We start from the raw sequence: 25,154 nt of genomic DNA on the forward strand, positions 1-25,154 counted from the left end.
AGCGGCGGAACTTATCATGCGTCATGAAGACAAAGCTTGTGCTAGTGCGCAATTTGCCAACCCTTCAATCAGGATTGGTGCCAATCGGAATGTCTTCTTTGTTGTGCTTGTTTCGGCGGTTTCATTTCTTTGCGTAGTTGTGATTTGGCACCAACCGGCAGCAACCTTCATCCAAGAAGGCGGGTTGATTGAGACGATATCGGCCTCTGCGTTACTGGCTGCCGGTTTGGTCGCGTTGGTACGCTTCCGAGGCGTCTCGCGGCTTTACATCGCGGTGGTCTGCCTGCTGTTGGCCGAGCGCGAATTGGAGCCGGAGGCGTACACAGAAGGCAGCGCGCCTTTCGTGGTGCTAAACTGGGTTGATTTATTGCTTGATGTGACTGCAGTAAGGATCGTTTTGGCTGCGATCGTCATTGGTGGTTTGCTCTGGCATGGGATACCGAACGGAATTAAGGCACTTAAAATCCGCGCGCCTTTTCTGATGATTTTTTTCCTGGCCGGAAGTGTTGCGGTGCTGGCTCAGCTTCTTGAGGAAATCAGCGGATTGTTCGACGAATACCTTTCGGTTGCGATGGTTACACGTTTGTTCGTGATGGAAGAAACGCTGGAGATGTACTTTTCGATTGGCATTTTGGCTGCTGTTCTGATCGGATGGCCAAAACCAAAATCCGAAGAGAAACAGAATGACCAGCAATACCGGCGAATCCCTCACGCGCGCTGAAATCCGACTGCCGACGCAGGAACTGCGCAACGATATCCCGTTTTATACCAAGGTACTGGGGATGCGGATGGATATGATCTATCCGGCAGATGACCCTCGGGTTGCCGTGTTCTCTGGTCACGGTCTGCGCTTGCGGATCGAGAAAGATGCAGCTGAAGCGGCGGGAACGTTGCGCATTCTGACATCCGATCCAGATGGTTTTGCAGAAGGTCAACGAAGTCTTGTAGCCCCAAACGGCACCCGGATTGAGATTGACGAGTTGAACCCGCCGCTGGTCATGCCGGATACGGTCCACTCTTTTGTAGTCCGTAGGCTCAAGGATCAGGCGCCGTGGATCATTGGACGGGCAGGGATGCATTATCGCGATCTCGTGCCGGACCGGCTTGGCGGATCGATTATCGCCAGCCATATACGTATCCCAGATGGTGGTCCTGTGCCCGATATGGTGCATTTCCACAAAGTCGGATTTCAGCTGATCTTCTGCATCCACGGCTGGGTCGATGTGGTCTACGAAGATCAGGGCGACAAGATGCGCCTGACGGCAGGCGATTGCTTTATTCAGCCGCCTGAAATCCGCCACCGCGTGCTGGAAGCGTCAGACAACGTTCAGGTGATCGAGATTGGTGTCCCAGCCGAGCATGTCACGGAGATTGATCATGAGATGGAACTGCCCACCCCGCATTTCCGTCCGGATCGGGAATGGGATGGGCAGCGGTTCGTTTACAATCAAGCCAATGATGCCGACTGGGTGCCATTCCGCTTGCCCGGTTACATCTGCCGTGACACGACGATTGCCGAGAATACCAAAGGCGTGGCGGGCGTTCAGGTCGTGCGCCGGGGCGAGGGTAACCCTCAATGGGCCAGCCACGACACCGACATACACTTTACCTTCGTGATGACCGGCGAGGTGACTCTTGAGGGTGAAGGGCGCGAGCCCTATCGGTTGGAACAAGGCGATGCCTTCGTCATCCCGCCGGGAATGCGAACACGGCTGTCAGACCCCTCGCAGGATGTGGAACTGCTTGAGGTGACTTTGCCGGGGACCTTCAACACGACGTTGGGTTAGGGCCAAGAAGAAGTGGATAATGGCGTCAAGGGGGCTTCAATTCCCACGTCGCTTTCCAGTAGGGTATGATATTCTGACCAGATGATCAAAAATTGGGATTCGCCATGTCTTTGAAAGATGCAGCTTTGGCCGTTCGGGAAAATGCCCACGCGCCTTATTCGAATTTCAAGGTCGGGGCGGCGATCCGGTCCAGTTCAGGTGTGATCTATTTTGGCTGCAATGTCGAAAATATTGCTTACCCCGAAGGTACGTGCGCCGAGGCCGGGGCAATCGCGGCAATGGTCGCCGCTGGTGAAAAAGAACTGACCGAGGTCTACGTGGTCGCCAGCAGCCCGCAGCCGGTGCCCCCATGTGGTGGATGCCGTCAGAAACTGGCCGAATTCGGAAACGGGGATGTGGTCGTTACGATGGCGACGGTTGATGGTCTGGAAACCAAAACCACGATTGCCGATCTATTGCCCGGTGCGTTCGACGCGTCGCATATGGAGGATGTCTGACTTCATGGATGCGCGCTCGATCATCGCCAAACTTCGCCGTCAGGAGGTGCCAACTCGTGACGAACTAATGTGGTTCGCGCAAGGCCTGGCCGATGGTGGCGTCAGTGACGCGCAGGCCGGGGCGTTTGCGATGGCTGTCTGTATGGGCGGTCTGGGGGCCAATGGGCGGGCTGATCTGACTGTTGCCATGCGCGACAGCGGCGAGGTGCTGACGTGGGATTTGGACGGGCCGGTGGTCGATAAGCATTCGACCGGTGGGGTCGGCGATTGCGTCAGCCTGCTGCTTGCCCCGGCTTTGGCGGAATGCGGGGCGTATGTGCCGATGATCTCGGGGCGTGGTCTGGGCCATACCGGGGGCACTCTGGACAAGCTCGAGGCCATACCGGGAGTGACCACTCAGATCGGGCAGGCGCGACTGACGCAAGTGCTGAAAGACACCGGGGCAGCCATCGTGGGGGCAACGGGCCAGATCGCCCCTGCGGACAAGCGGCTGTATGCGGTGCGCGATGTGACGGCGACGGTGGAGAGCCTTGACCTGATTACGGCATCAATCCTGTCCAAGAAGCTGGCGGCTAGCCCGGATGCGTTGGTTCTGGACGTTAAGGTGGGCAGCGGCGCGTTCATGAAGACGCTGGATGAGGCACGCAATTTGGCACAGGCCTTGACCGAAACGGCTAATGCCGCTGGTTGCCGGACTTCCGCCGTGATCACCGACATGAGTCAGCCCCTTGCGTCCGCGCTGGGCAACGCGCTGGAGGTGGCTGAGGTGATGAAGGCGCTAACCAGCGGGCAGGGATCGCCTTTGGCGGAAATCTCGGCCGAGTTGGGGGGCGTTCTCATGGCGGATGCCGGTATGTGCGCTACGGCAGAGGAAGGAAACGCCAGTATAGCCCAAGTGATCCGCGATGGTCGTGCAGCCGAACGGTTCGGACGCATGATGGCTGCCGTGGGTGGACCGGTGCATTTCGTTGACACATGGGATCGGTTTTTGCCGGAGGCCAATGTGATCCGGGAAGTTCATGCTCCGCATGGCGGATTTGTCTCGTCTATTGATGGCGAGGCGCTGGGCCTCGCAGTCGTGGCCCTAGGCGGTGGGCGCCAGATCGAGAGCGATGAGATTGATCCGGCGGTTGGCTTGTCGGGCATTCTGAGGGTCGGAGATAAGGTGACCAAAGGCGCTCCGTTGGCGGTTGTTCATGCGGGGCGGGAAGATGCGGCGCAAAGGGCTGCGGCGGTGGTACTGGATGCTATTTCGCTGAGTGACGAACTGGTCGCGCAACCGCCGCAAATCCATGAAAGGATCTGCGCATGAGCCGCGCTTTCCTTGTGGTGATGGACTCGGTGGGTATCGGCGGCGCGCCGGATGCCGATCAGTTTTACAACGGCACCAAACCCGATACAGGCGCGAATACATTGGCCCACATAGCACAAGCTTGTGCCGAGGGGCGTGCGGAAGAAGGGCGGAGAGGACCGTTGCTACTGCCCAACCTGGATGCCATGGGGCTTGGGGCGGCGACCCGTCTGGCCTCGGGCGCACCGACGCCGGGCCTTGAGGCCGCGCCGACGGGCTTGTGGGGTTGCGCACGTGAATATTCTCCGGGAAAGGATACGCCCTCAGGGCATTGGGAACTGGCGGGTTTACCTGTGCCATGGGACTGGCGTTATTTCCCGGATCGTCAGCCAGCGTTTCCCGAAACGCTAAGCAAGGCTGCCGCCGAGGCAGCGGGGACCGACGGAATATTAGGCGACTGCCATGCTTCGGGGACGACGATCATCTCAGAACTGGGGGCCGAGCATATACGTACCGGCTGGCCGATCTGCTACACGTCTGCCGATAGCGTATTCCAGATTGCCGCCCATGAAGACAGCTTTGGGCTCGACCGCCTGCTGGATATGTGCCGCACCCTTGCGCCGCGATTGCACGAGATGAAAGTGGGCCGCGTTATCGCCCGGCCGTTTGTCGGAACGCCCGAAAAGGGGTTCACCCGTACAACCAACCGCAAGGATTTTGCCATCGTTCCACCTGAACCCGTTCTTACGAATTGGGCACAGGATGCCGGTCGCCGTGTGCATGCGGTGGGCAAGATTGGCGATATATTTTCAATGCAGGGGATCGACACGCTGCGAAAGGGTTCGGACGCAGAGTTGATGCACCACCTTTCGGACCTCGTTGATGAGGCGGAAGAGGGCAGTCTGACATTTGCAAACTTTGTCGAGTTCGACAGTCTGTATGGCCATCGGCGCGATATCAGCGGCTATGCCCGTGCGCTGGAATGGTTCGATCGTGAAATTGGCGCGATCCTACAAAAACTGCGCCCCGGTGATCTGATGCTATTGACCGCAGACCACGGCAACGACCCCAGTTGGAGCGGCACTGACCACACCCGTGAACAAGTGCCCGTGCTGATCGCAGGGCAGGGCATGGGCGAGATCGGTCCCGTGAACTTTGCCGATATCGCCGCCAGTATCGCGCACCACCTGAACATACCGGTGCAAGGGCCGGGAAGGACTTTTATATGACAGTCGCTGACCTGCCTAAGATCGAATTACATTTGCACCATGAAGGCGCCGCTCCGCCTAGCTTCATACGCCAACTGGCCCATGAGAAACGAGTGGACCTGAGCGGGATATTCAAACCCGACGGCTCTTATGATTTCCGCGACTTTGCCCATTTCCTTAGCGTTTATGAGGCTGCGTGCGAGGTGCTGAAAACGCCCGAAGATTTCCGCCGCCTGACGCTGGCCATTCTGGAAGAGAGCGCCGCGAATGGTGTGGTGTATTCCGAAACATTCCTTAGCCCGGATTTCTGCGGCGGTGGCGATTTGCATGCATGGAAGGATTACCTGACTGCGATTCAGGACGCCGCAGACGAGGCCGAGCGCAAATTCGGGATCACCCTGCGTGGTGTCATCACTTGCGTGCGCCATTTTGGACCCGAGCAAGCCAAGGCCAGCGCTCATTGTGCGGCTGAAACCGCAGGTGACTGGATTACCGGATTTGGAATGGGCGGCAACGAATCCGTCGGAACGCAGGGCGATTTCAAATGGGCCTTTGACTGCGCGCGCGAGGCTGGGTTGCGATTGACGACCCATGCCGGTGAATTTGGCGGTCCAGAGAGTGTTCGGGATGCCGTCCGTGATCTGGGGGTCGAGCGCGTAGGCCATGGCGTCCGCGCCATCGAAGACCCGGATCTTGTGTACGAGTTAGTTGATCGGGGCACTACGCTTGAGGTCTGCCCTGGTTCAAACGTGGTCCTGGGACTGTTTCCTGATTTTGCCGCCCATCCCATCGCGAAATTGCGTGATGCAGGCGTCAACGTCACGGTATCCACTGACGATCCGCCGTTTTTTCATACCACGATGCGGCGCGAATATGAGATGCTGAATGCAGCGTTCGGCTGGCAAGCCGAAGATTTTGCTGCCCTGAATGAAACAGCCCTGAACGCGGCCTTTTGCGATGAAGAGACGCGCGCGCGGGTCAAGAAAAGACTGGAGACATCATGAGCGATCACCTGACCGTCGTCGACCACCCATTGGTGCAGCACAAATTGACGCTCATGCGGGACAAAGGCACCTCAACCGCTGTGTTCCGGCAGTTGCTGCGCGAGATCACGCTTTTGCTGGCTTATGAGGTCACCCGCGAGATGCCGCTGACCACCCGCCATATCGAAACCCCGATGGAAGAAATGGACGCACCCATTCTGGCGGGCAAAAAATTGGCGCTGGTATCGATCCTGCGGGCTGGAAACGGGATGTTGGACGGCGTGCTGGAGCTGATCCCCTCTGCCCGAGTGGGGTTCGTGGGGCTTTATCGGGATGAAGAGACGCTGAAGCCGGTCCAATACTATTTCAAAGCTCCCGAGGGTTTAACGGACCGTTTGGTCATTGCTGTTGATCCGATGCTGGCAACCGGCAACAGCTCGGCTGCGGCCATTGATTTGCTGAAAGAGCAGGGGGCGAAAGATATCCGCTTTCTATGCCTGCTGGCTGCCCCCGAGGGCGTCGCGCGCATGAAAGAGGCGCACCCAGATGTCAAAATCGTCACGGCCGCGCTGGATCGTGAGCTGAACTCAAAGGGTTACATTATGCCTGGACTAGGTGACGCCGGGGATCGGATGTTCGGGACCAAATAGGTGCTATTGCCCGCAGATATTCTGTAGCCGGACCCAATCGCGGTCGGGCAGTACCTGTTCCAAAGTACGACCCGCCATCGGATCGGCTTCTATCAATCCAAGAACGGACTCGCCTGTGATATCAAGCGCATAAGCGTATGGGGTCGAGGGCAGGGCGGTCTGTGCAAAAACCGCGAGCAGCACGTCATCGCTTAGCTGCGGCTGTGGACCGGATAGAACCTGCTCGGTGTAGGTGTCCACGATCTCGGGCGTCAATTCGCCGGTAGTCAGCAACCGAAATGCGGCACTCGGGCCGGTACGGTCCAACAGATCGTCCAGCGGTTCCTGCTGAGTTGCCCGCGCGCGCGCGGCTATGATGTATCCGGCGGCAACGGCTGGGTCTTCGTGATCTTCGACCAGTGCCCGGTTTAGCAGTACGGTTCCACCCGGCAGGCTCAGGCTGTCAGGCAGACCTGCTGGTAGGATCACGACTTGGCGGACACCGGTGCGGCGCGCCAGCTGATCCAGCGACGCTTGCGCATCAGGCGAAGAGCAAGCCTTGCCTGATACCCTTTCGATCCGCTGCAGGATTGCATCGCCGATTTCTTGTTGCTTGACCTCTGGCACTACCGAAACAACATGGCGCTGCAATGCACTGGGTAGCCAGAACAAAAGCACCGCCAAAACCGCCAGCACAACCCCTGCAACGCTGAGCCAACGCAGCCGTCCGGGATGTGGTCTGGCACGGTCGATGGCGCGCTGCAGCCGGTCAATTGCTTCGATCATTGTGGTTTCAGATTCTGCAAGCTCCAGTGTTTCGCCGGGATCGCCGTCGGGATTGAATATCGCGGGATAGGTTCCGGGGTTTTGTCGCTCTAGCGCCGCCAGCGACCAATGGGTCAGCGCGCTGTCATTGAAGTCAGAAATCGTCAGAGTGGCTTCACCAATCGATACGACTACTTCGCGCCGTTGCTCATCGGGCGAGGGACGCCACAGACCGGTGGCTTCGATCCGCTGGTACTGTTTGAGTGCGGTCATCGGGTAATGCTGCTCGAATATTATTTTGCGCCAAGCTTAGCATGGCGAAAACCAGCGGCGCAAACCTGTTGCGCAGTGTTTGTGAAATGTGCTGAGTGTGCCGGGTAAGTTTCGGCCAGAACGGGCTGATTAAGGGCAGAGGCGCGGATGCAGTCACAACAACAAACCCATTCAATCATGGCGTCGTTGCTGATGGTTGCGGCCATGTCCATTATCGGCGTGATCGACAATTTCGTGATCCGCGTGGCCGAGAGCGTGGGGCTTTGGCAGTTTCACCTAAGTCGCGCCTTACTGATGCTGCCGCTGATCGCGGTGTTGTCGATATTGGGTTTGGGCACCTTGAGGCCCCGGCGGATTGGTGTCGTCGCGGTGCGCAGCGTGTTGATCACGCTGGCGATGCTCTTCTATTTCAGCGCGCTGGCATTGATGCCCATCGCTCAGGCGCTTGCCGGGTTATTCACATCGCCGATATTCGTGCTGTTGATTTCGGCCCTTTTGTTGAAACAGCGCATAGGTCCCTGGCGGATCGTGGCTGTTTTATTGGGGTTTTCGGGAATTCTGTGCGTATTGCAACCGGACCCGACATCGTTTGATGTAAAGACGCTGCTGCCAGTCGCTGGTGGCTTCTTTTACGCACTCAGCGCTGTTGTAACGCGCACCCACTGTTCCGATGAAAGCACTGTTGCGCTGCTGGCGGCGATGGTTGTCACACTGGGGCTTGCGGGGGCGATCGGACTGATCTGGCTTGCCCTGTTTCCGGTTGACGTGCCAGTCGGGCCGGATGGCTTCGCGATGCGCGGTTGGGTTTGGCCGATGCAAGACGCGTTGCCTTGGGTTGTGGTTCAGGCCGTGGGCTCAACAATTGCCGTTTTTATGCTGATCAAAGCCTATCAACTGGGTGAGCCATCATATGTCGCAGTCTTTGAATACTCGGTCATGATATTTGGCCCGCTCTTTGCCTGGGTGGCGTTTGGGCAGTCCGTCGGGCAGATGCAAATCATCGGCATTGGCATGATCGCCTCTGCCGGAGTGCTGCTTGGGTGGCGGGAGCGGCGGTTATCCTCGCTACAGCATGCGGCGCAGTAAGAACGGAATAGAATCGGCTTGTATCCCTCTTAGCATCGTTTCGAAATGCATATCAAAGCTCGCTCGGAATACTGATTTGTTTATTCAAAACCAGTAAATTGCGGCGAAACTGACCTAATTTGGCCTCAAATGTGGCAAAACTAAGTCCAATTGAGGCACAACTCTAAGACCTTCTGAGTTGTGTGAAGGTGCCAACAGGGGGACGGCACGTGTTAGAGTTAGTGAGTGTTTCGGGGTATTCGAAACGTGAAGTGAAAGGCCGACAGGCCTTTGTGGGACAGGCCGCATCAGCGCGTCGTGGGGGATTGCTGCACGGAACCAAAGTGTCCACAACAGGGGGCTGGAAACGGGTTGAAAGACTGGTTGCAGGCGATCTGGTGCGGACACGGGACCATGGGTTCAAAGAACTGAGGCGCGTTTGCGTCGACCGCATTGTTGTGGCTGGAGACGAGCGTCGGCCCGAGCATCTGCCGATCCTTGTGCCATCCCGAGCAGCTTATAATGGGCGCCCAGTCTGGCTGATGCCGGAACAGGGTATGGCATTGGATCAAGGCAAGCTTGGCGTTGGAATCGAGGGGATTTCGATCATTCCAGCTCGAACGCTCAGCGGGGTGGGGCGTATTGAGTCCAGCACGCCTGCGCAGTCATTCGATGTCACGTCATTATTCTTTGACGAGGATGAGCTGGTTTTTATCGAGGGCGGATTTCAGGCTTATTGCCCGTCCGGTCGCATGAATACCGGGTCAAGTCGAAACCCTGAGGCCTATGAAGTCGCGGATGCTGAACACGCCGATCTTCTGATCGAGGCCGTGACCGGCAAAGGGAACCTTTCGGCTTTAACCAACCCGTTGGCTGCGTTACCTGCACCCATTCCGCAAGAGCCAATTTTCCCGATCCGACCGGCATTGGGCGTACGTCGACCCGGGCGACCGGGGCGGCCCAATATGCCTGCGCTGTTCCTGCGGCCTGAATGGCAGCTGCAATAGTAGGTGTTTGAGTATGAAGCAGGCGCATGGGCTCATGCGCCTGCTGTCTTTGTTCAGGCGGCCTGTGCTTCGGGGTTGAAGCGGCCATAGAAGCTCTGACCTTTTTCCGCCATCTCGCGCAGCAGCGGCGGGCAGGTAAAGCGCTCACCATAGGCTTCGGTAAGTTGATCGCAGCGTTCGGCGGCGTAGGGCGTACCAATGATGTCCAACCAGCTGAGCGGGCCACCGGACCACGGCGCAAAGCCCCAGCCAAGTATCGCACCCACGTCGCCCTCGCGGATATCTTCCAGAACACCTTCTTCCAGCGCACGGACGGCTTCCAGAACCTGCGCGAACATCAGACGTTCCTGCACTTCGATCAGGTCGGGCTGGTTTGCGGCATGTGGGTATTTGTCCTGCAGGCCCTTCCAATACTCGACGCGTTTGCCCTTGTCGTCATAGTCGAAGAATCCTGCATTGGCCTTGCGACCCAGACGACCTTGTTCTTCCATCCAAAAGATCAGATCATCGCCCGGATTTTCCGGGTAAGCGTTGCCCATAGCTGCCTTAGTAGCGCGGGCGATCTTGGCCCCCAGGTCAATCGAGGTTTCGTCGTTCAGCTGAATGGGTCCTACGGGGAAGCCCAACTGACGCGCCGCATTGTCGATCAGAACAGGGCTGACGCCTTCGGTGATCATCCGCAGACCTTCGTTGATGTACGGAATAATGCAGCGGTTGGCGTAGAAGAAGCGCGCGTCATTGACCACGATCGGTGTCTTGCGGATTTGGCGCACATAGTCCAGCGCCTTGGCGACAGCACGATCACCGGTTTCCTTGCCTTTGATGATTTCGACCAGGAACATCTTCTCGACCGGTGAGAAGAAGTGGATGCCAATGAATTGCTCGGGCCGTATGCTGGCCCTGGCCAGATCTGTGATCGGTAGGGTCGAGGTGTTCGACGCAAAGATGCAATCCTCGGGGATGATCGCCTCGACTTTCTTGGTCATTTCAGCCTTGACGCCGGGGTCTTCGAACACGGCTTCGATGATCAGGTCGCAGCCTTTCAGGTGCTCCAGATCGGGCGTGGCGGTGATACGGGCCAACAGGGCTTCTTTCTTCTCAGCCGTCGCTTTGCCGCGCTTGATCCCTTTATCCATGTAGCTTTCGCTATAGGCTTTGCCCTTGTCGGCAGCCGCCTGATCGCGGTCGATCAGAACGACCTCCATCCCGGCCTGTGCCGAGACTAGCGCGATACCAGCCCCCATCATGCCGGCACCCAGAACGCCGATCTTCTTGACCCGCTGATCGGGTACATCCTTGGGTCGCACTGCGCCTTTCTCCAGCGCCTCCTTGTTCAGAAACAGCGACCGGATCATCGCTGACGAAGACGGGTTCATGAGCACGTTGGTGAACCAGCGCGCCTCAATCTTCAAGGCGGTGTCAAAGTCAACCAATGCGCCTTCATAGATCGAACTCAGCAGAGCCTTGGCCGCCGGGAAGGCACCTTGGGTCTTGCCGTTCACCATGGCGCTTGCGCCCACGAAGGTCATGAAACCGGCGGGGTGGTAGGGAGCGCCGCCGGGCATCTTGTAGCCCTTGGCATCCCACGGCTTTACCAGATCGGCTTCCTTGGCGTTCAGTACCCATTCCTTGGCTGCCGCAACCGGATCATCCGCCACCGCGTCGATCAATTGCGCGCCTTTGGCCTTCTTCGGGTCCATCATCTTGCCTTCAAGCAGCACCGGAGCTGCAGCCATCGCGCCGACCATACGGCTGTAACGCATGGTGCCGCCGCCGCCGGGGAAGATCCCCAGAAGAATCTCGGGCAGGCCGATCTTGGCCTTGGCGTTCGAGGTCATCACGCGGTGATGACAGGCCAGTGCGATCTCGGTACCAATCCCGGCACAGGTACCGTTGATGGCACAGGCGACCGGCTTGCCGCCTTTTTTGGACTTGGGGTCCATGCCTGCCAGTTCCAGCCGACGCAGGATGTTGTGGCCACTCATGACGAAATCGAACAGTGCCTGCGCGGGTTCGTCGCCGGCCTCCTGTCGGATCGTGGCGAGCGTGCTCAAGTCCATGCCGCCTGCAAACGACCCTTCTTTGCCACTGGTGATAACGATGCCCTTGATCTCATCATCCGCCAGCGCCTGATCGATCAGATCACCGACCAGAGTGAAGGCCTCGCGCGACAGGACGTTCATGGATTTGCCGGGAACGTCCCAGGTGATGAAGGCGACGCCATCGGCGTCTTTGCTGAGGGTGAAATCAGTCATTGTCATCTCCAATCTGGTCAGCCGTCAGCGGGCTGCCATCCTTGCGAGTGAAAGAGAATCCGTTCTCATCATCTTTCACCATCATGTCTATATCGCTGTAATAGCCGGTCTCGGTCGGGGTCCGGGTGCCCACCACCAGAAAGGTTGCGGGCGTGTCGGTTTTGTTCACAAGGTGATGGCCATTGGCCTCACCTGCAGGCCAAGCGGCGCAGTCACCGGGCAGCATCTCATGCTCGCCATCATCATCGATCAGCATGCATTTGCCGCTGAGCATGATGGCAAACTCGTCCTGCTCCATGTGGTAATGGCGCAGCGAGGATAGCCCCGAGGGCTCCAAACGTACGATGTTGACCCCGTATTGGGTCAGCCCGCCTGCATCTCCGACGCGCTGGACAAAACGACCCGCGGTGGCCTCGGCTAACTTGCCGGGATAAGATGAACCGCCTTTGAACGGTATCTGAGAAAGATCCAGTTTGGGCATCAGACGCGCTCGATAATTGTTGCCGCGCCCATACCGGATGCGATGCAGAGTGTGGCCAGACCGGTTTCCTTGTCCTGACGCTCCAGCTCGTCCAGCAGCGTACCGATAATCATCGCGCCGGTTGCACCCAGCGGGTGACCCATCGCGATCGAGCCGCCGTTGACGTTAACCAGCGCCGGATCGACGTCGAACGCCTGCTGGAAGCGCAGCACGACCGAGGCGAAGGCTTCGTTCACTTCGAAAAGGTCCAGATCACCGATTTTCATTCCGTTGTCGGCCAGAATTTTCTCAGTCACCGGAACCGGACCGGTCAGCATTATGGTCGGATCAGTGCCGATCTTGGCAGTTGCCTTGATGCGCGCGCGCGGCTTCAGGCCGTATTTCTCGCCGAACTCCTTATTACCGATCAGCACAGCGGCCGCACCGTCGACGATGCCCGAGCTGTTGCCCGCGTGGTGGATGTGGTTGATCCGCTCAAGATGCGGGTATTTGATCATCGCAACCTTGTCGAAGCCCGGCATTTGTTCACCCATCATGGCAAAGGACGGGTTCAGCGCGCCGAGGCTCTGCATATCTGTTCCGGGGCGCATATATTCGTCGCGGTCCAGAATGGTCAGGCCGTTTTGATCTTTGATTGTGATGACCGATTTCTCGAACCGGTTGTCCTCCCACGCCGCTGCAGCGCGTTTCTGAGATTCAACGGCCAGCGCATCCGCGTCATCGCGGCTGAAACCATATTCGGTCGCGATAATATCTGCCGAGATACCCTGCGGCACAAAATAGGTTTCCATCGCCAAAGACGGGTCAACGGCAATCGCCGCACCGTCGCTGCCCATGGCCACCCGGCCCATCATCTCGACACCACCTGCGATATAGGCTTCACCCGCGCCACCTTTGACCTGGTTTGCCGCCAAGTTCACAGCTTCCATGCCCGAGGCGCAGAAACGGTTGATCGCCAGACCGGGGATCGATTCATCTAGATCCGAAGCCAGAACTGCCGAGCGCGCCAGACAGCCACCTTGCTCCATCACCTGCGTGACGTTGCCCCAGATCACGTCCTCAACGGCGTGGCCTTCCAGATTATTGCGCTCTTTCATTGCGTTCAGGGTCAGGGCGGACAGGCGCACCGAGGTTACCTCGTGCAGGCTGCCATCCTTGCGGCCCTTGCCGCGCGGAGTGCGCAGGGCGTCATAGATATAGGCTTCGGTCATGGGGTCTTCTCCTTAAGCTCGATCCGACGGGTTGCCGGGCATCAGGTCGTAGGGGTGTTTCCAACCGGGCTGTTCGCTAAGGCGCGTCAGCCAGGCATCGATGTTGGGCCAGTCGGCGCGATCAAAGCCAAATGGTTCGGGATAATAGAGGTAGCCGCAGCAGCTGATATCAGCATTGGTCACGCCGTCACCAACGATCCAGTCGCGGCCTTCAAGATGGGCGTTCAGTGTCTGATAAGCAGCCTTGAGGCGACCCTGATTGAACGCGATCACATCCGGGTTGCGGTGCTTTTCGGGCAGGAAGTTAATCAGGAAACGGGTCAGCCCAGCCATTGAGCTAAGCTTGTGATTGTCCCACAGAACCCATCTGAAAATCTCATAGTTCTCATCCCGATCCTTGCCGCCGAATTTGCCGGACTTCTCGGTGACATAGGCCTGAATTGCGCCAGACTGACTGGTTCGAAAATCGCCATCGACCAGTACGGGTGCTTCGCCCATTTCGTTCACTTCGGCCCGGAATTCAGGGGTGCGCGTTGCGCCGTTGAAAAAGTCGACAAAGACCGCCTCCCACTCCAGACCCGACATCTCAAGCGCCAGAGCGGCTTTGTAGCTGTTTCCGCTTTCACCGAAGCAATGCAGTTTGATGGTCATTTGGGCGCCCCTCCCAAGGCGTATTGCGCGTTCAGCGCTTTCTTGCGTCCAGCTCGGAGTTGAAGATGCGCAATCTGTGCGTCAGGTTCTCGTGATCAATCACGCTATTGAAATTCTCGAACAGGAACGACAAAGCCTCACCTTCATCCAATCCCGCCTCTCGCGCGAATCCGCGGAGTTTGCGATAGCCATCCTCGGTCATGGCGACGGGAAAGCGGCGGGTCAGGCGAAAGCGTTTTGGCATCTTGTCTCCTCCAAGGGTGGGTTCGGGCTACGACGCCCGAGCCCACACTGAGATCAGAAGTTCGCTGCGTCCAGCGCCATTACCGTGTCCGCTCCGGTTTGGATGCGCGCCAAATGCATGGCTGTCGCGGGCAGGCGACGGGCCATGTAGAAGCGACCGGTATTGATCTTGGTCTCGTAGAACTCTTTGTCCGAGGCGCCACCATCCAGCGCTTCGCGAGCGGCTTTCGCCATCTGAGCCCACATCAGGCCCAGGCAAACATGACCAAACATGTGCATGAAGTCATACGAACCGGACAGCGCGTTGTTAGGGTTCTTCATGCCTTCCTGCATGAAATACATGCCAGCGGCCTGCAGGTCCTTGGACGCGGCCTTCAGCGGTTCGATGAACGCTTTGTCATAAGCTTCATCCTTGCCGGCATTTTCCTTGCAGAAGGTTTTAACCATCTCAAAGAACGCCATGACATGCTTGCCGCCATCCTGCGCCAGCTTCCGGCCAACAAGATCCAACGCCTGAACGCCGTTTGCGCCTTCGTAGATCATCGCGATGCGGGCGTCGCGGGTGTATTGCGACATGCCCCATTCTTCGATGTAGCCATGGCCGCCATAGACCTGCTGCGCCTGAACGGTCATGTCGTAGCCTTCATCCGTCAGGAAGCCCTTGATAACTGGTGTCAGCAGCGAGATCAGCCCGTCCGCATCCTTGTCACCCGAGCGGTGCGCCTTGTCGATCATGGTTGCGCCCCACAGGATGAACGCACGTGCGCCCTCGGTGAAGCTTTTCTGATCCATCAGGTTGCGACGGATGTCAGGGTGCACGATCAGCGGATCGGCCGGGCCATCCGGGTTCTTCACACCTGTTACGTCGCGGCCCTGCAGGCGGTCTTTGGCGTATTCGACGGCGTTTTGATACGCTGCCTCGGCCTGGGACAGGCCTTGCATGCCCACACCCAGACGCGCTTCGTTCATCATCGTGAACATGGCGCGCATGCCTTTGTGTTCGTCGCCCAGCAGCCAGCCGGTGGCCTCGTCATAGTTCATGACGCAGGTCGAATTGCCGTGGATGCCCATCTTTTCCTCGATCTTGCCGACCGAAACACCATTACGCTCGCCAGGAATACCGTCTTCGTTCACGATAAACTTCGGGACAATAAACAGCGACACACCTTTGATGCCCTCGGGTCCGCCTGGAATTTTGGCCAGCACCAGGTGAATGATGTTGTCGGCCATGTCGTGATCGCCCGCCGAGATAAAGATTTTCTGACCGGAAATCTTGTAGCTACCGTCGCCCTGAGGTTCCGCCTTGGTGCGCATCAGGCCCAGATCGGTACCGCAATGCGGTTCGGTCAGGTTCATGGTGCCGGTCCATTCGCAGCTGACCATGTTGGGCAGGTACGTGTTCTTTTGCTCATCCGAACCATGCGCGAGGATTGCCGAGGCTGCGCCGTGGGTCAGGCCCTGATACATCACAAACGCCTGGTTCGCGCCCGAGAACATTTCGCCTACCGCAGTACCCATCACATAAGGCATGTTCTGGCCGCCATACTCTTCCGGCATGTCGAGGCCAGTCCAGCCGCCTTCTTTCATCTGCTCGAAGGCATCTTTGAAACCTGTTGGGGTGTACACAATCCCGTTTTCCAACCGGCACCCTTCGATGTCCCCAACCACGTTCAGCGGGTGCAACACATTGGTGGCAACTTTGCCCGCTTCTTCCAGAACCGCGCCGGTAAACTCGGCCTCCAGTTCATCATAGCCGGGGATATCCGACTGCGAGACTTTCAGAACATCGTGCAGGATGAACTGCGTATCTTTGGTTGGCGCGTTATAGACGGGCATGTGAAGCTCCCTTAATTCATATGTCCGAAAGGCCGGGCTTATTCGGCGGCCTTCTTTTCCTGTTTCATCGAGGCGATAACCTTTTCGCCCCAGCGCAACTGCTCTTTCAGTTCGTCAATGGCCTGCGTCAGCTCTTCGCGGCGCGATTCCATGTCAGCAAGGCGCTCGCACGCGATTTCATAAGTGCGGGACATCTGGGTCAGCTGCTGGTCACCCACGTGGTACAGGTCCAGAAGCTGGCGGATCTCTTCGAGGCTGAAGCCAAAGCGCTTGCCGCGCAGGATCAGTTTCAGGCGTGCACGATCCCGTTTGGTGAACAATCGCTTTTGGCCCTCGCGGATCGGAAACAAAAGCTCTTTGGCCTCGTAGAACCGCAATGTGCGGGGCGTGACATCATATGTCTCGCACATTTCACGGATGGTCAGCAGATCTTCGGTCATGGTTCAAACTCTCATCACTGGCGTCATGCAATCTGAGTTGCGCAGTCGATGAGCGTTTTACAACACACAAGTGACGTTTACGTAATGCGGACGCTGCGTCACAAAATAGTTGACGTAACATCCAGTCGCGTAAGCAGGGGTTTCGGCAATTTTCTTGCCGTAGGGGAAGGAGCTATTTCAGCAGGCCGACGGTCTGATCGCGCAATTGCTGAAGCGCATCCATTGCTTCATCCAACTGCGCGCGCTGCTGGCGCAGCTCTTCCATTTGACGATCGGCCATCTCGATAAAGGTCGCCATCTGCGCCTGATTGCCCTGATCTTCGTAGATCAGCAGCCACTGGCGAATCTCTTCCAAAGGAAATCCGAACTTTCGACCACGCATGATCAGTTTCATCCGGGCGCATTCACGAGGCCCATAAAATCGCGACCTGCCTTCACGGTCAGGCTGCAGCAATTCGATGTACTCATAGTAGCGCAGGGTGCGTGGGGTCACGTCGAACTCGGCGCACATTTCTTTGAATGACAAACGGGTGTCGGACATTCCGGGTCTCCTTGGCAGCAACCTAGGGCGTCGTTGCGGCAAGCGCAACAGGTGGGCTTGCCCTTGGTGTAAACGCAGGCCCATAAAGGGGCAGGTACAAGGACAGGACCCAACCCTATGGTCGATAAGACAGTTTTAGCGCGTCAATTCATCGAGGCGATTCCACACGCCAAGGCTCTGGGGCTTGATCTGACCTATATCGGAGAGGGCGAGGCTGAAATCTTGATGCCCTACAATGAGCAACTAATCGGCGACCCCAGAACTGGCGTGATCCATGGTGGCGCGGTTTCTGCCATGCTTGATACTTGCTGTGGTGCTGCGGTGATGAGCCACCCATCGGCCCCCGGAGGAACCGCCACTATCGATCTTCGTATTGACTACATGCGGGCCGCAACACCGGGGCAGAGCATACGAACCCGCGCGACCTGCTATCACATCACGCGCAACGTGGCGTTTGTCAGGGCAACCGCGACGGATGATGACAGCGAACGTCCCGTTGCCACCGCATCAGGTGCCTTCACCGTGGAGGGTCGCTGAGATGGCAAGACCTCGCCCCGAACCCATGCAGGTGGTCAAGCAACGCCGTGATGCCGCATTGACCGCGCTGGTCGAAGGTGTGCCGTATATTCGGTTCCTTAATATAACATTCGACCGGCGGGGGGACGAACTGACAGGCGTTCTGAATTTCGATGAGAAGTTGATCGGTAATCCTTTTCTACCCGCCATCCACGGTGGGGTGACAGCAGCGTTTCTGGAAGTCACTGCCGTAATCACGCTGAGTTGGGAACATATGTTTCCCAGGATTGAAAGCGGTGAGATCGGTGCGGAGGACATCCTGACTGACGTGAATATCCGCTTTCCCAAAACCATCGACTTCACGGTCGACTACCTGCGGTCTGGCCTGCCGCGAGACGCCTATGCGCGCGCTTTCATCAATCGCTCGGGTCGACGTTATGCCTCTGTCCGGGTCGAAGCCTGGCAAGACAATCACGCCAAACTCTTTGCGCAAGGTACGGGGCACTTCCTGATGCCGCAATCTCCGACATCGAAAGACTAAGGATGGAGGACGCCTCAGCGCCCATTACCCATCGGCGCGTTTTGAAAATCGCGTTGCCGATCGTGCTGTCGAACGCGACCGTACCGATCCTCGGGGCAGTGGATACCGGCGTTGTCGGTCAGATGGGGCAGGCCGCCCCTATCGGGGCTGTGGGTATGGGTGCGGTCATTCTGTCTGCGATCTACTGGATATTCGGCTTTCTGCGGATGGGCACTACCGGGCTGGCGGCACAGGCGCGCGGTGCAGGTGACACTGCAGAAACCGGAGCGTTGCTCATGCGAGGCTTGCTGCTGGGCGGAACAGCAGGATTGGTTTTCATTGCCGCGCAGGTTTGGGTATTCCTTGGAGCTTTTGCACTGTCGCCCGCCAGCGCCGAAGTCGAGTCTCTGACGCGCGCCTATCTGGAGATTCGCATCTGGGGCGCTCCGGCCACGATTGCCCTTTATGCGGTGACTGGCTGGCTGATCGCAGTCGAACGCACGCGAGGTGTATTCATCCTGCAGATATGGATGAATGGGCTGAATATAGCGCTGGATCTATGGTTTGTGCTTGGCCTGGGCTGGGGTGTCGAGGGCGTTGCCATCGCGACACTGATTGCCGAGTGGACGGGTCTTGCCCTGGGTTTGTGGCTTTGTGGTGATGCGTTTGGCGGCAAGCAATGGCGGGATTGGCCGCGTATTTTTGATGCCGCACGGCTGCGCCGGATGATGCAGGTGAATGGCGATATCATGGTGCGCTCGGTTCTGTTGACCGGAGCATTCACCACGTTTTTGTTTGTCGGTTCCGATCTGGGCGACGTGAATTTGGCGGCCAATCAGGTGTTATTGCAGTTTCTCGAAATCACCGCGTTCGCTTTGGACGGATTTGCTTTCTCGGCTGAAGCTCTTGTCGGAGGAGCCGTCGGTGCTCGCGACCGCCGCAAGGTCCGGCGCGCGTCGGTCATGGCTTCGCAGTGGGGCGTTGGCGGGGCCATCGGGCTTGGGCTGGTGTTTTATCTGGCAGGGCCCGCGCTGATCGATCTGATGTCAACATCGCCCGAGGTTCGGGCGACGGCACGCGAATATCTGATCTGGGCCGCTCTGGCACCGATCATCGGAGTGGCAAGCTGGATGTTCGACGGTATCTATATCGGCGCCACCTGGACCCGCGATATGCGCAACGCGATGATCCAGTCGGTCGCGTTGTATGTGGTGGCGTTGTTCGTGCTGGTGCCGACGATGGGTAATCATGGTCTCTGGGCCGCGCTGATGGTCTTGAACATCGCGCGTGGTCTTACGCTTGGTTGGCGCTATCCGCGACTTGAGGCACAGATCGCCTAAAGCAAGTCCAGCAGGTTCTCGGGCGGGCGTCCGATAGCGGCTTTGTCGCCCGCGATGGCCAGCGGACGCTCGATCAGGATCGGGTGGTCGGCCATGGCCAGAACAAGCTCCTCATCGGGCGAGGTCTTGGCCAGACCAAGCTCTTTGAATGTTTTCTCTCCGGTGCGCATCATGCTGATCGCCGGGATATTCAGCTTGGCCAGAACCGTCCGGATTTCATCGGCCGAGGGCGCGTCTTCGAGGTATTTGCGCACCTCAGGATCTGCGCCGTTTTCCTGCAGCAACGCCAACCCCGCGCGGGATTTGGAACAGCGCGGATTGTGCCAATATTCGATCATAGCCAGTCCTCTCGTCTACTGCCCACCGCTTGCGCGACCGAATCGAAGCCGTCGCGCTCCAGCAGCGTGTCCAACCCCTGTGTGATGTCAGCGGCCAGGGAAATCCCGCCATAGACCATCGCCGTGTAGAACTGCACTGCGGACGCTCCGGCGCAGATCTTGGCATAGGCCTGTTCTGCCGTGCTGATGCCGCCGACTCCGATCAACGGGATATCTGCGCCCGTCAACTGGCTGAGCTGCGCCAGCACCCGCGTCGATTTCTCGAATAACGGCGCGCCGGACAGGCCTCCGGCCTGATCCTTGTGCGCACTGCGCAGGCCATCGCGCGACAGTGTGGTGTTGGTGGCGATCACCGCGTCCACGCCGGTTTCACGGGCGACAGCGGCGATATCCTGCAATTCGTGCTCAGTTAGATCCGGGGCGATCTTCAGGAAGATCGGGATCGGGCGGGGCAGGGCGTTTCGGGTTTCGATCACACCGCTCAGCAACGCAGTTAGCGCCGCTTTGCCCTGCAAATCTCGCAGCTTTTCGGTATTGGGCGAGGACACGTTGACGGTGGCAAAGTCCAAATGCGCAGCGCAATGGGCAAGCACTTTTGCGAAGTCTCCGGGCCGATCATCACTGTCTTTGTTGGCACCAAGGTTCAAACCGATCACCGCGTCCTTTGGACGCTGCGCCAGACGCGCGGCCATGACCTCCATTCCCTCGTTGTTGAAGCCAAAGCGGTTGATGGCGGCGCGATCTTCGGTCAGGCGGAACAAGCGCGGTTTAGGATTGCCGGGCTGCGGACGGGGTGTCACCGCCCCGACTTCGATAAACCCGAACCCGGCACGCGAAAGCGGCAACAGTGCTTCACCATTTTTGTCAAACCCTGCGGCCAGTCCGACGGGGTTGGGCAAATCCAGACCCGCGAATCGGGTCTTCAGCCGGTCCGATGTGACCGGCCCAGGCGTCGGTGCAAGCCCCGAGGTCAGGGCCTTGATCGAAAGCCCATGCGCGGTTTCCGGGTCAAGACGGTGCAGCGCAGCGAGCCCAAGTTTTTCGGTCAGTTTCATCCGAAGGAATCTCCACCCTCTGTCGGTGCGCAACGTATCAGGCGCGAGGTTTCAACGGCGGCCTGCCGGTGTATCACCGCGGCGCGATAGGCAGGGTCGGTCACCATCTCAAGAAATGCGTGGGCGGTGGGGTAGCGGGCGATGAACACAGCATCCCAAGCCTCATTTTGTGGGCCGATCAGCATAGTCTGAAATGCGCCGCGCCAAAGGATCGACGCTCCTATGCGGGCGACGATAGGCGCGGTTTCAGACCCGTATTTGCCATAGGCCTGTGCGCCGGTCAGATGTGCGCCGGCCAGTGTGTGATCGGACGGATACTGAGCTGTTTCGCGAAACTTCACCAGATTGAGCATCTCGATAGGATGGTCTCGATCGAGGGCCTTAAACGCCTCGAACTGTTCGCGTTCGGGATCGATGAAGCGTGTCATTCCATCTCCTGCGGGAACTGGTGCGCCCGACCGTCAAAGGGCAGATCGCGTGACCAGACCACATCCGACATTTTAATCTGGCGGTAGAGATGGGGGAACAATGCGCCACCACGGGAAACCTCCCATTTCAGATCATCGCCCATTGCTTGGCTATCACAGGCCAAGAGGGTTAGGCCCTCGACCCCGGCAAAATGCTTGGCAGCGGTTTCAGCGGCCTGTTCTGCGGTTGAGAAATGAACATATCCATCCGAAACATCAATCGGTGCACCATCCGAAGCCCCTTGTGCTTGCAGGTTTGCCCATTCATCGGCGCGGAAGATCTTGTAAATCAGCATGAAGTCCTGATGCCCCGCACGACGGGTAGAATCAAGCCGGATTTCCCCCTTTGACTCTTCGCCACGCAACGCGCACCATCGCGCAAAACAATCATAGGGAGTTTCACGATGTTCACCCGTTTTCTGGCTTCGGCTGCGGTATTGGCACTCAGCGCCGGTATGGCGGCTGCCGAATACAAGCTTACGATTCTGCATACAAACGATTTCCACTCGCGCTTTGAACCGATCAACAAGTACGACAGCGCCTGTGGCGACGAAGACAATGCCGAAGGCAAGTGCTTTGGTGGATCGGCGCGCCTTGTGACGGCAGTCGAAGAGGCCCGCGGACGGGCCGATAACTCGATCCTCGTTGATGGGGGCGACCAGTTCCAGGGCTCGCTGTTCTATACCTACTACAAGGGTAAGGTTGCGGCTGAGTTCATGAACAAGCTGGGCTATGACGCCATGACTGTGGGCAACCATGAATTCGACGATGGCCCTGAGGTGCTGCGCGGCTTCATCGACTCGGTCGATTTCCCGGTGCTGATGTCCAACGCCGATTATGCGGATGAGGAACTGCTGACCGACAAGATCAAGAAATCGGCTGTGATCGAAGTGGGTGGCGAAAAGATCGGTCTGATCGGACTGACGCCGGAAGACACGCACGATATCGCGTCACCCGGTCCAAACATCACCTTCTCTGATCCAGTTCCTGCCGTTCAGGCTGAGGTCGACAAGCTGACCGGCGAAGGTGTGAACAAGATCATCGTTCTCAGCCACTCAGGCTATGGCGTCGATCAGCGCGTGGCGCAGGAGACCACGGGCGTTGACGTGATCGTGGGTGGGCATTCGAACACATATCTTTCGAACACATCCGACAAGGCAGCCGGACCGTACCCTACCGTCGTAAACGGGGTGCAGATCGTTCAGGCCTATGCCTATGGCAAGTTTCTGGGTGAATTGAATGTGACATTCGATGATGACGGAAATGTTGTATCCGCAGAGGGTGAGCCGCTGATCATGGACAATGCGGTGACAGAGGATCAGGCCGCGCTAGACCGCATCGCCGAGCTGGCCGTTCCGCTGGATGAAATTCGCAACAAGGTTGTCGCGGAAGCGTCAGCTTCGATTGAAGGCGACCGGTCCGTTTGTCGCGTGCAGGAGTGTGAGATGGGCAATCTTGTTGCGGATGCCATGCTGGCGCGGGTTGCCGATCAGGGTGCCCAGATTGCGATTGCGAACTCGGGTGGGCTGCGCGCCTCGATCGATCCGGGTGAGGTGACCATGGGTGAGGTGCTGACAGTTCTGCCGTTCCAGAACACGCTCTCGACCTTCGAGATCAGCGGTCAGGGCGTGATTGATGCTCTTGAAAACGGGGTGAGCCAAGTTGAAGAGGTCAAAGGCCGCTTCCCTCAGGTGGCAGGAATGACATTTACCTGGGATCCATCGGTTGCCCCGAATGAGGGCCGGATTGTTGAGGTCATGGTCGCCAAGGATGGCGGTTTCGAAGCTATTGATCCCGCAGCGACATATCTGGTGGTGACAAACAACTATGTCCGCAATGGCGGCGATGGTTATTCTGTGTTCTCGGGTGATGACAAGAACGCCTATGATTTCGGGCCTGATCTGGCGGATGTTACGGCGGAGTATCTAGCCGAGAACGCCCCGTATCAGCCTTATCTGGACGGGCGCATCAAACAGAAGTGATGTGACCGGAGAAGCAAAAAAAAGGCCGTCTCTCGGGGCGGCCTTTTTTTTGGTCAATCGAACCTGTATTCGGGCCACAACGCCTGATCCAGCCCATCCAACATCGGCTGAATTTGATCCGCAACCTCTTGCCAGCCACCAATTGACCCGGTTGAGATTTTCTTGCGCACCTGATCGGTGCTGGCGGTGCGGACTTTCATGGTATTTTTCTCAGGGGTCATCATCCGCTCATCCCAGTCGATACCGCAGAAGGCGGCGACTTGCTGGATACAGGTTTTGGGGTCGACTACCAGGTCCTCATATCGAACCGTCAGAATACGATCACCGAACAGCTTTTCCCAATGAGAAAGATAGCACCGGTACAGGTTGGCTGAGTGGGCAATCGATTCAAGATTGGATGCATAGCGCATACCCGGTGAGTGAAAACGCCTGATCCATTTTGATAGCCCCACATCCCTTGGATCGCGCAACATGTTGATCACGCGGGCATTCGGGAACGCTGACATTATGAAGCCGAGCCTTTGATAGTTGTGTGGCATCTTGTCAACGAATGCGGTCGAGCTTTCGGGTAAGGGTGGCATCAGCCTGCGAAACTCTGCTGCACATTCAGCAGCTGCGTCTGCGTCAAATGGTTTGCCGCTCTCTCTGACCTTCTGGGATAATTCACCTGCAATCGTCAGCTCTCCACAGCCGGCGATATCCGGTGCCGAACTAAGCATCATTTCCATCAGTGTTGTGCCTGATCGTGGCTGTCCGACCACGAATATCGGCTTGGGCCCATCGCTTACGCCTGCAGTCGCAGGGGGTACATTCAGGGGAAAAAACGCGCTGATTTCTTTGAACCGTTTCTCTTCTTGCGTACTGTCATAGGGATTCACGTTGTGTTGAATGGCATTGGCCCGCGCAAAGTGGGGGAGCGCCGAAAACAGCCCATCACGTTTGGAGATCAAGTGCGCCTTTGCGAATTCAAGCACCGAGTTGGCGTGATCACTTTCTGAAATTGCGGTGTCGACAGCACGCGCAAGGCTCTCGGCATGGTCATTGTCCACCATTAGAGACATTTGGTAGAGTGCCGCCGCGCAAAACTTGTTTCTCTCAAGTACAGCGCGCAAAATGGTTTTTGAGCCCTCTTTGTCGCCCGTTTGATACAAGTCTACGGCTTTCGACAATGCGATTTTTTCATTTTCAGGTGCGATCCCATAAGCGCGGGCAATGTCCTGAGAGCTGTGATCGGAGAACCCGACCTCTCCGTAGGCGCGGGCCCGCAACCAAAGCAAATCTGCATTGTCAGGGTCTTTTTCCAGTTTGTTCGTCGTATGGTCGATGATCAGGCGCCAATTCTGTCCCTTGAGTTGAATTTCATCAATGACGCGGACCAGTTCTTTGTTATTCGGGAAGCGTTCAAGCTTCTGCTCGGCATAAGACAGCGCACGCGGAATTTGACCTGTCTGCATCAACGCGTTGGCGAGGTTTTCGACAAATTGAGCATCGTCCGGTTTCATTCGCGATGCTTCAGCAAAGTGTGGAATGGATTGCTTGTACCGCTTCATCTCGGTCAGGACAAAGCCTGCGATTGCTTGGTAATCGGCATCCTTGGGGTGTTTCTTGATGCCAAGCTGCGCTTTTTTCAAGGCCTGCGGCAACTTCCCGGTCTCCAGATCGGCCAATGCTTTGCTCTTGAGGGAATTTGCGGTCTGCTGTGCCATTTGTGCGCACGTCCCATGCCATAAAGAAACCAGTATCGATAGTTCATTACCCAAGCGAAGATGGTTT

General features: G+C 57.6%; 27 protein-coding genes. 13 read left to right on the forward strand and 14 right to left on the reverse strand.

Annotated features, from left to right (window positions below; genetic code table 11):
* Positions 1 to 16 precede the first annotated feature (16 nt).
* The 7 genes from ACR0L9_RS03915 (at position 17) to upp (ending at position 6,416) form a co-directional block, all read left to right on the forward strand.
* On the forward strand, positions 17 to 721 hold the full coding sequence (locus ACR0L9_RS03915) for a hypothetical protein (protein ID WP_480894856.1): 705 nt from the start codon (positions 17 to 19) through the stop codon (positions 719 to 721).
* Complete coding sequence (locus ACR0L9_RS03920; protein ID WP_480894858.1) at positions 684 to 1,787, forward strand: cupin domain-containing protein; 1,104 nt, start codon at positions 684 to 686, stop codon at positions 1,785 to 1,787. Before ACR0L9_RS03915 ends, ACR0L9_RS03920 begins: the two co-directional genes overlap by 38 nt.
* Before the next feature lie 104 nt (positions 1,788 to 1,891).
* A complete protein-coding gene (locus ACR0L9_RS03925) occupies positions 1,892 to 2,284 on the forward strand; it encodes a cytidine deaminase (RefSeq protein WP_170391936.1) in 393 nt (130 codons plus the stop codon).
* Between the two features lie 4 nt (positions 2,285 to 2,288).
* Positions 2,289 to 3,596: a thymidine phosphorylase gene (locus ACR0L9_RS03930; protein WP_480894929.1), complete on the forward strand. Its 1,308-nt coding sequence runs from the start codon at positions 2,289 to 2,291 to the stop codon at positions 3,594 to 3,596.
* Positions 3,593 to 4,804 carry a phosphopentomutase gene (locus ACR0L9_RS03935; RefSeq protein ID WP_480894860.1) on the forward strand — a complete coding sequence of 404 codons (1,212 nt, stop codon included), beginning with the start codon at positions 3,593 to 3,595 and terminating at the stop codon, positions 4,802 to 4,804. The genes ACR0L9_RS03930 and ACR0L9_RS03935 overlap by 4 nt, the downstream gene beginning before the upstream one ends.
* The gene (locus ACR0L9_RS03940) at positions 4,801 to 5,787 is read left to right on the forward strand and encodes an adenosine deaminase (protein WP_170732891.1); all 987 of its coding nucleotides are present in this window, start codon (positions 4,801 to 4,803) and stop codon (positions 5,785 to 5,787) included. Before ACR0L9_RS03935 ends, ACR0L9_RS03940 begins: the two co-directional genes overlap by 4 nt.
* Entirely contained in the window at positions 5,784 to 6,416 is a 633-nt protein-coding gene (gene upp / locus ACR0L9_RS03945; RefSeq protein WP_170391930.1) for a uracil phosphoribosyltransferase, read from the forward strand. Before ACR0L9_RS03940 ends, upp begins: the two co-directional genes overlap by 4 nt.
* 3 nt (positions 6,417 to 6,419) lie before the next feature.
* On the opposite strand, the gene ACR0L9_RS03950 is transcribed toward upp, so the two are convergent.
* Complete coding sequence (locus ACR0L9_RS03950) at positions 6,420 to 7,433, reverse strand: hypothetical protein (protein ID WP_170692747.1); 1,014 nt, start codon at positions 7,431 to 7,433, stop codon at positions 6,420 to 6,422.
* Between the two features lie 147 nt (positions 7,434 to 7,580).
* On the opposite strand from ACR0L9_RS03950, the gene ACR0L9_RS03955 reads away from it, so the two are divergent.
* Positions 7,581 to 8,519, forward strand: coding sequence for a DMT family transporter (locus ACR0L9_RS03955; protein WP_480562360.1), 939 nt, complete (start codon positions 7,581 to 7,583; stop codon positions 8,517 to 8,519).
* 209 nt (positions 8,520 to 8,728) lie between these two features.
* Entirely contained in the window at positions 8,729 to 9,505 is a 777-nt protein-coding gene (locus ACR0L9_RS03960) for a Hint domain-containing protein (protein WP_480894862.1), read from the forward strand.
* Between the two features lie 53 nt (positions 9,506 to 9,558).
* Here ACR0L9_RS03960 and ACR0L9_RS03965 read toward each other — a convergent pair whose 3' ends face one another.
* From ACR0L9_RS03965 to ACR0L9_RS04000, 8 genes are all read right to left on the reverse strand, one after another.
* Complete coding sequence (locus tag ACR0L9_RS03965; protein WP_480894864.1) at positions 9,559 to 11,760, reverse strand: 3-hydroxyacyl-CoA dehydrogenase NAD-binding domain-containing protein; 2,202 nt, start codon at positions 11,758 to 11,760, stop codon at positions 9,559 to 9,561.
* Complete coding sequence (locus tag ACR0L9_RS03970; protein ID WP_170420894.1) at positions 11,753 to 12,241, reverse strand: cupin domain-containing protein; 489 nt, start codon at positions 12,239 to 12,241, stop codon at positions 11,753 to 11,755. Before ACR0L9_RS03970 ends, ACR0L9_RS03965 begins: the two co-directional genes overlap by 8 nt.
* On the reverse strand, positions 12,241 to 13,452 hold the full coding sequence (locus ACR0L9_RS03975; RefSeq protein ID WP_170420896.1) for an acetyl-CoA C-acetyltransferase: 1,212 nt from the start codon (positions 13,450 to 13,452) through the stop codon (positions 12,241 to 12,243). Before ACR0L9_RS03975 ends, ACR0L9_RS03970 begins: the two co-directional genes overlap by 1 nt.
* 12 nt (positions 13,453 to 13,464) lie before the next feature.
* The gene (locus ACR0L9_RS03980) at positions 13,465 to 14,103 is read right to left on the reverse strand and encodes a glutathione S-transferase (RefSeq protein ID WP_170420898.1); all 639 of its coding nucleotides are present in this window, start codon (positions 14,101 to 14,103) and stop codon (positions 13,465 to 13,467) included.
* A gap of 31 nt (positions 14,104 to 14,134) precedes the next feature.
* On the reverse strand, positions 14,135 to 14,347 hold the full coding sequence (locus ACR0L9_RS03985) for a hypothetical protein (RefSeq protein WP_170391916.1): 213 nt from the start codon (positions 14,345 to 14,347) through the stop codon (positions 14,135 to 14,137).
* 53 nt (positions 14,348 to 14,400) lie between these two features.
* On the reverse strand, positions 14,401 to 16,182 hold the full coding sequence (locus tag ACR0L9_RS03990; RefSeq protein ID WP_480894865.1) for an acyl-CoA dehydrogenase C-terminal domain-containing protein: 1,782 nt from the start codon (positions 16,180 to 16,182) through the stop codon (positions 14,401 to 14,403).
* Between the two features lie 38 nt (positions 16,183 to 16,220).
* Positions 16,221 to 16,622, reverse strand: coding sequence for a MerR family transcriptional regulator (locus ACR0L9_RS03995; RefSeq protein ID WP_039536426.1), 402 nt, complete (start codon positions 16,620 to 16,622; stop codon positions 16,221 to 16,223).
* A 172-nt stretch (positions 16,623 to 16,794) separates the two neighbouring features.
* Complete coding sequence (locus tag ACR0L9_RS04000; RefSeq protein ID WP_170391912.1) at positions 16,795 to 17,163, reverse strand: MerR family transcriptional regulator; 369 nt, start codon at positions 17,161 to 17,163, stop codon at positions 16,795 to 16,797.
* Positions 17,164 to 17,280: 117 nt separating this feature from the next.
* Between ACR0L9_RS04000 and ACR0L9_RS04005 the strand changes: the two genes are divergently transcribed.
* From ACR0L9_RS04005 to ACR0L9_RS04015, 3 genes are read left to right on the forward strand one after another with little or no spacing between them, the layout of a single operon-like run.
* Complete coding sequence (locus ACR0L9_RS04005) at positions 17,281 to 17,700, forward strand: PaaI family thioesterase (protein ID WP_170609364.1); 420 nt, start codon at positions 17,281 to 17,283, stop codon at positions 17,698 to 17,700.
* 1 nt (position 17,701) lies between these two features.
* A complete protein-coding gene (locus ACR0L9_RS04010) occupies positions 17,702 to 18,220 on the forward strand; it encodes a PaaI family thioesterase (RefSeq protein WP_170391910.1) in 519 nt (172 codons plus the stop codon).
* 2 nt (positions 18,221 to 18,222) lie between these two features.
* On the forward strand, positions 18,223 to 19,539 hold the full coding sequence (locus ACR0L9_RS04015; protein WP_480752474.1) for an MATE family efflux transporter: 1,317 nt from the start codon (positions 18,223 to 18,225) through the stop codon (positions 19,537 to 19,539).
* On the opposite strand, the gene arsC is transcribed toward ACR0L9_RS04015, so the two are convergent.
* Genes arsC through ACR0L9_RS04035 form a run of 4 tightly spaced genes read right to left on the reverse strand, consistent with a single transcriptional unit; the run spans position 19,536 to position 21,695 of the window.
* The gene (arsC, locus tag ACR0L9_RS04020) at positions 19,536 to 19,877 is read right to left on the reverse strand and encodes an arsenate reductase (glutaredoxin) (protein ID WP_480894868.1); all 342 of its coding nucleotides are present in this window, start codon (positions 19,875 to 19,877) and stop codon (positions 19,536 to 19,538) included. The genes ACR0L9_RS04015 and arsC overlap by 4 nt on opposite strands.
* Entirely contained in the window at positions 19,874 to 20,932 is a 1,059-nt protein-coding gene (locus ACR0L9_RS04025; protein ID WP_480894870.1) for a quinone-dependent dihydroorotate dehydrogenase, read from the reverse strand. Before ACR0L9_RS04025 ends, arsC begins: the two co-directional genes overlap by 4 nt.
* A complete protein-coding gene (locus tag ACR0L9_RS04030; protein ID WP_480894872.1) occupies positions 20,929 to 21,360 on the reverse strand; it encodes a DUF1330 domain-containing protein in 432 nt (143 codons plus the stop codon). The genes ACR0L9_RS04025 and ACR0L9_RS04030 overlap by 4 nt, the downstream gene beginning before the upstream one ends.
* Positions 21,357 to 21,695 (reverse strand): DUF952 domain-containing protein, encoded by a 339-nt coding sequence (locus ACR0L9_RS04035; protein ID WP_480586557.1) that lies wholly within the window; start codon positions 21,693 to 21,695, stop codon positions 21,357 to 21,359. The genes ACR0L9_RS04030 and ACR0L9_RS04035 overlap by 4 nt, the downstream gene beginning before the upstream one ends.
* A gap of 108 nt (positions 21,696 to 21,803) precedes the next feature.
* Here ACR0L9_RS04035 and ACR0L9_RS04040 point away from each other — a divergent pair, with 108 nt between their 5' ends.
* Positions 21,804 to 23,381, forward strand: coding sequence for a bifunctional metallophosphatase/5'-nucleotidase (locus ACR0L9_RS04040; protein ID WP_170625323.1), 1,578 nt, complete (start codon positions 21,804 to 21,806; stop codon positions 23,379 to 23,381).
* Between the two features lie 53 nt (positions 23,382 to 23,434).
* Here the strand turns inward: ACR0L9_RS04040 and ACR0L9_RS04045 are convergent, their stop codons facing one another.
* Positions 23,435 to 25,087, reverse strand: coding sequence for a tetratricopeptide repeat-containing sulfotransferase family protein (locus ACR0L9_RS04045; protein ID WP_170818723.1), 1,653 nt, complete (start codon positions 25,085 to 25,087; stop codon positions 23,435 to 23,437).
* Positions 25,088 to 25,154: the final 67 nt, after the last annotated feature.

This window comes from Ruegeria sp. I3 (assembly GCF_056532525.1).

Bases quoted from the DNA above. Each gene is read 5' to 3' on its own strand.
- ACR0L9_RS03915 (WP_480894856.1), top strand. From the start codon at position 17: ATGCGTCATGAAGACAAAGCTTGTGCTAGTGCGCAATTTGCCAACCCT.
- ACR0L9_RS03920 (WP_480894858.1), top strand. From the start codon at position 684: ATGACCAGCAATACCGGCGAATCCCTCACGCGCGCTGAAATCCGACTG.
- ACR0L9_RS03925 (WP_170391936.1), top strand. From the start codon at position 1,892: ATGTCTTTGAAAGATGCAGCTTTGGCCGTTCGGGAAAATGCCCACGCG.
- ACR0L9_RS03930 (WP_480894929.1), top strand. From the start codon at position 2,289: ATGGATGCGCGCTCGATCATCGCCAAACTTCGCCGTCAGGAGGTGCCA.
- ACR0L9_RS03935 (WP_480894860.1), top strand. From the start codon at position 3,593: ATGAGCCGCGCTTTCCTTGTGGTGATGGACTCGGTGGGTATCGGCGGC.
- ACR0L9_RS03940 (WP_170732891.1), top strand. From the start codon at position 4,801: ATGACAGTCGCTGACCTGCCTAAGATCGAATTACATTTGCACCATGAA.
- upp (WP_170391930.1), top strand. From the start codon at position 5,784: ATGAGCGATCACCTGACCGTCGTCGACCACCCATTGGTGCAGCACAAA.
- ACR0L9_RS03950 (WP_170692747.1), bottom strand. From the start codon at position 7,433: ATGACCGCACTCAAACAGTACCAGCGGATCGAAGCCACCGGTCTGTGG.
- ACR0L9_RS03955 (WP_480562360.1), top strand. From the start codon at position 7,581: ATGCAGTCACAACAACAAACCCATTCAATCATGGCGTCGTTGCTGATG.
- ACR0L9_RS03965 (WP_480894864.1), bottom strand. From the start codon at position 11,760: ATGACTGATTTCACCCTCAGCAAAGACGCCGATGGCGTCGCCTTCATC.
- ACR0L9_RS03970 (WP_170420894.1), bottom strand. From the start codon at position 12,241: ATGCCCAAACTGGATCTTTCTCAGATACCGTTCAAAGGCGGTTCATCT.
- ACR0L9_RS03975 (WP_170420896.1), bottom strand. From the start codon at position 13,452: ATGACCGAAGCCTATATCTATGACGCCCTGCGCACTCCGCGCGGCAAG.
- ACR0L9_RS03980 (WP_170420898.1), bottom strand. From the start codon at position 14,103: ATGACCATCAAACTGCATTGCTTCGGTGAAAGCGGAAACAGCTACAAA.
- ACR0L9_RS03985 (WP_170391916.1), bottom strand. From the start codon at position 14,347: ATGCCAAAACGCTTTCGCCTGACCCGCCGCTTTCCCGTCGCCATGACC.
- ACR0L9_RS03990 (WP_480894865.1), bottom strand. From the start codon at position 16,182: ATGCCCGTCTATAACGCGCCAACCAAAGATACGCAGTTCATCCTGCAC.
- ACR0L9_RS03995 (WP_039536426.1), bottom strand. From the start codon at position 16,622: ATGACCGAAGATCTGCTGACCATCCGTGAAATGTGCGAGACATATGAT.
- ACR0L9_RS04000 (WP_170391912.1), bottom strand. From the start codon at position 17,163: ATGTCCGACACCCGTTTGTCATTCAAAGAAATGTGCGCCGAGTTCGAC.
- ACR0L9_RS04005 (WP_170609364.1), top strand. From the start codon at position 17,281: ATGGTCGATAAGACAGTTTTAGCGCGTCAATTCATCGAGGCGATTCCA.
- ACR0L9_RS04010 (WP_170391910.1), top strand. From the start codon at position 17,702: ATGGCAAGACCTCGCCCCGAACCCATGCAGGTGGTCAAGCAACGCCGT.
- ACR0L9_RS04015 (WP_480752474.1), top strand. From the start codon at position 18,223: ATGGAGGACGCCTCAGCGCCCATTACCCATCGGCGCGTTTTGAAAATC.
- arsC (WP_480894868.1), bottom strand. From the start codon at position 19,877: ATGATCGAATATTGGCACAATCCGCGCTGTTCCAAATCCCGCGCGGGG.
- ACR0L9_RS04025 (WP_480894870.1), bottom strand. From the start codon at position 20,932: ATGAAACTGACCGAAAAACTTGGGCTCGCTGCGCTGCACCGTCTTGAC.
- ACR0L9_RS04030 (WP_480894872.1), bottom strand. From the start codon at position 21,360: ATGACACGCTTCATCGATCCCGAACGCGAACAGTTCGAGGCGTTTAAG.
- ACR0L9_RS04035 (WP_480586557.1), bottom strand. From the start codon at position 21,695: ATGCTGATTTACAAGATCTTCCGCGCCGATGAATGGGCAAACCTGCAA.
- ACR0L9_RS04040 (WP_170625323.1), top strand. From the start codon at position 21,804: ATGTTCACCCGTTTTCTGGCTTCGGCTGCGGTATTGGCACTCAGCGCC.
- ACR0L9_RS04045 (WP_170818723.1), bottom strand. From the start codon at position 25,087: ATGGCACAGCAGACCGCAAATTCCCTCAAGAGCAAAGCATTGGCCGAT.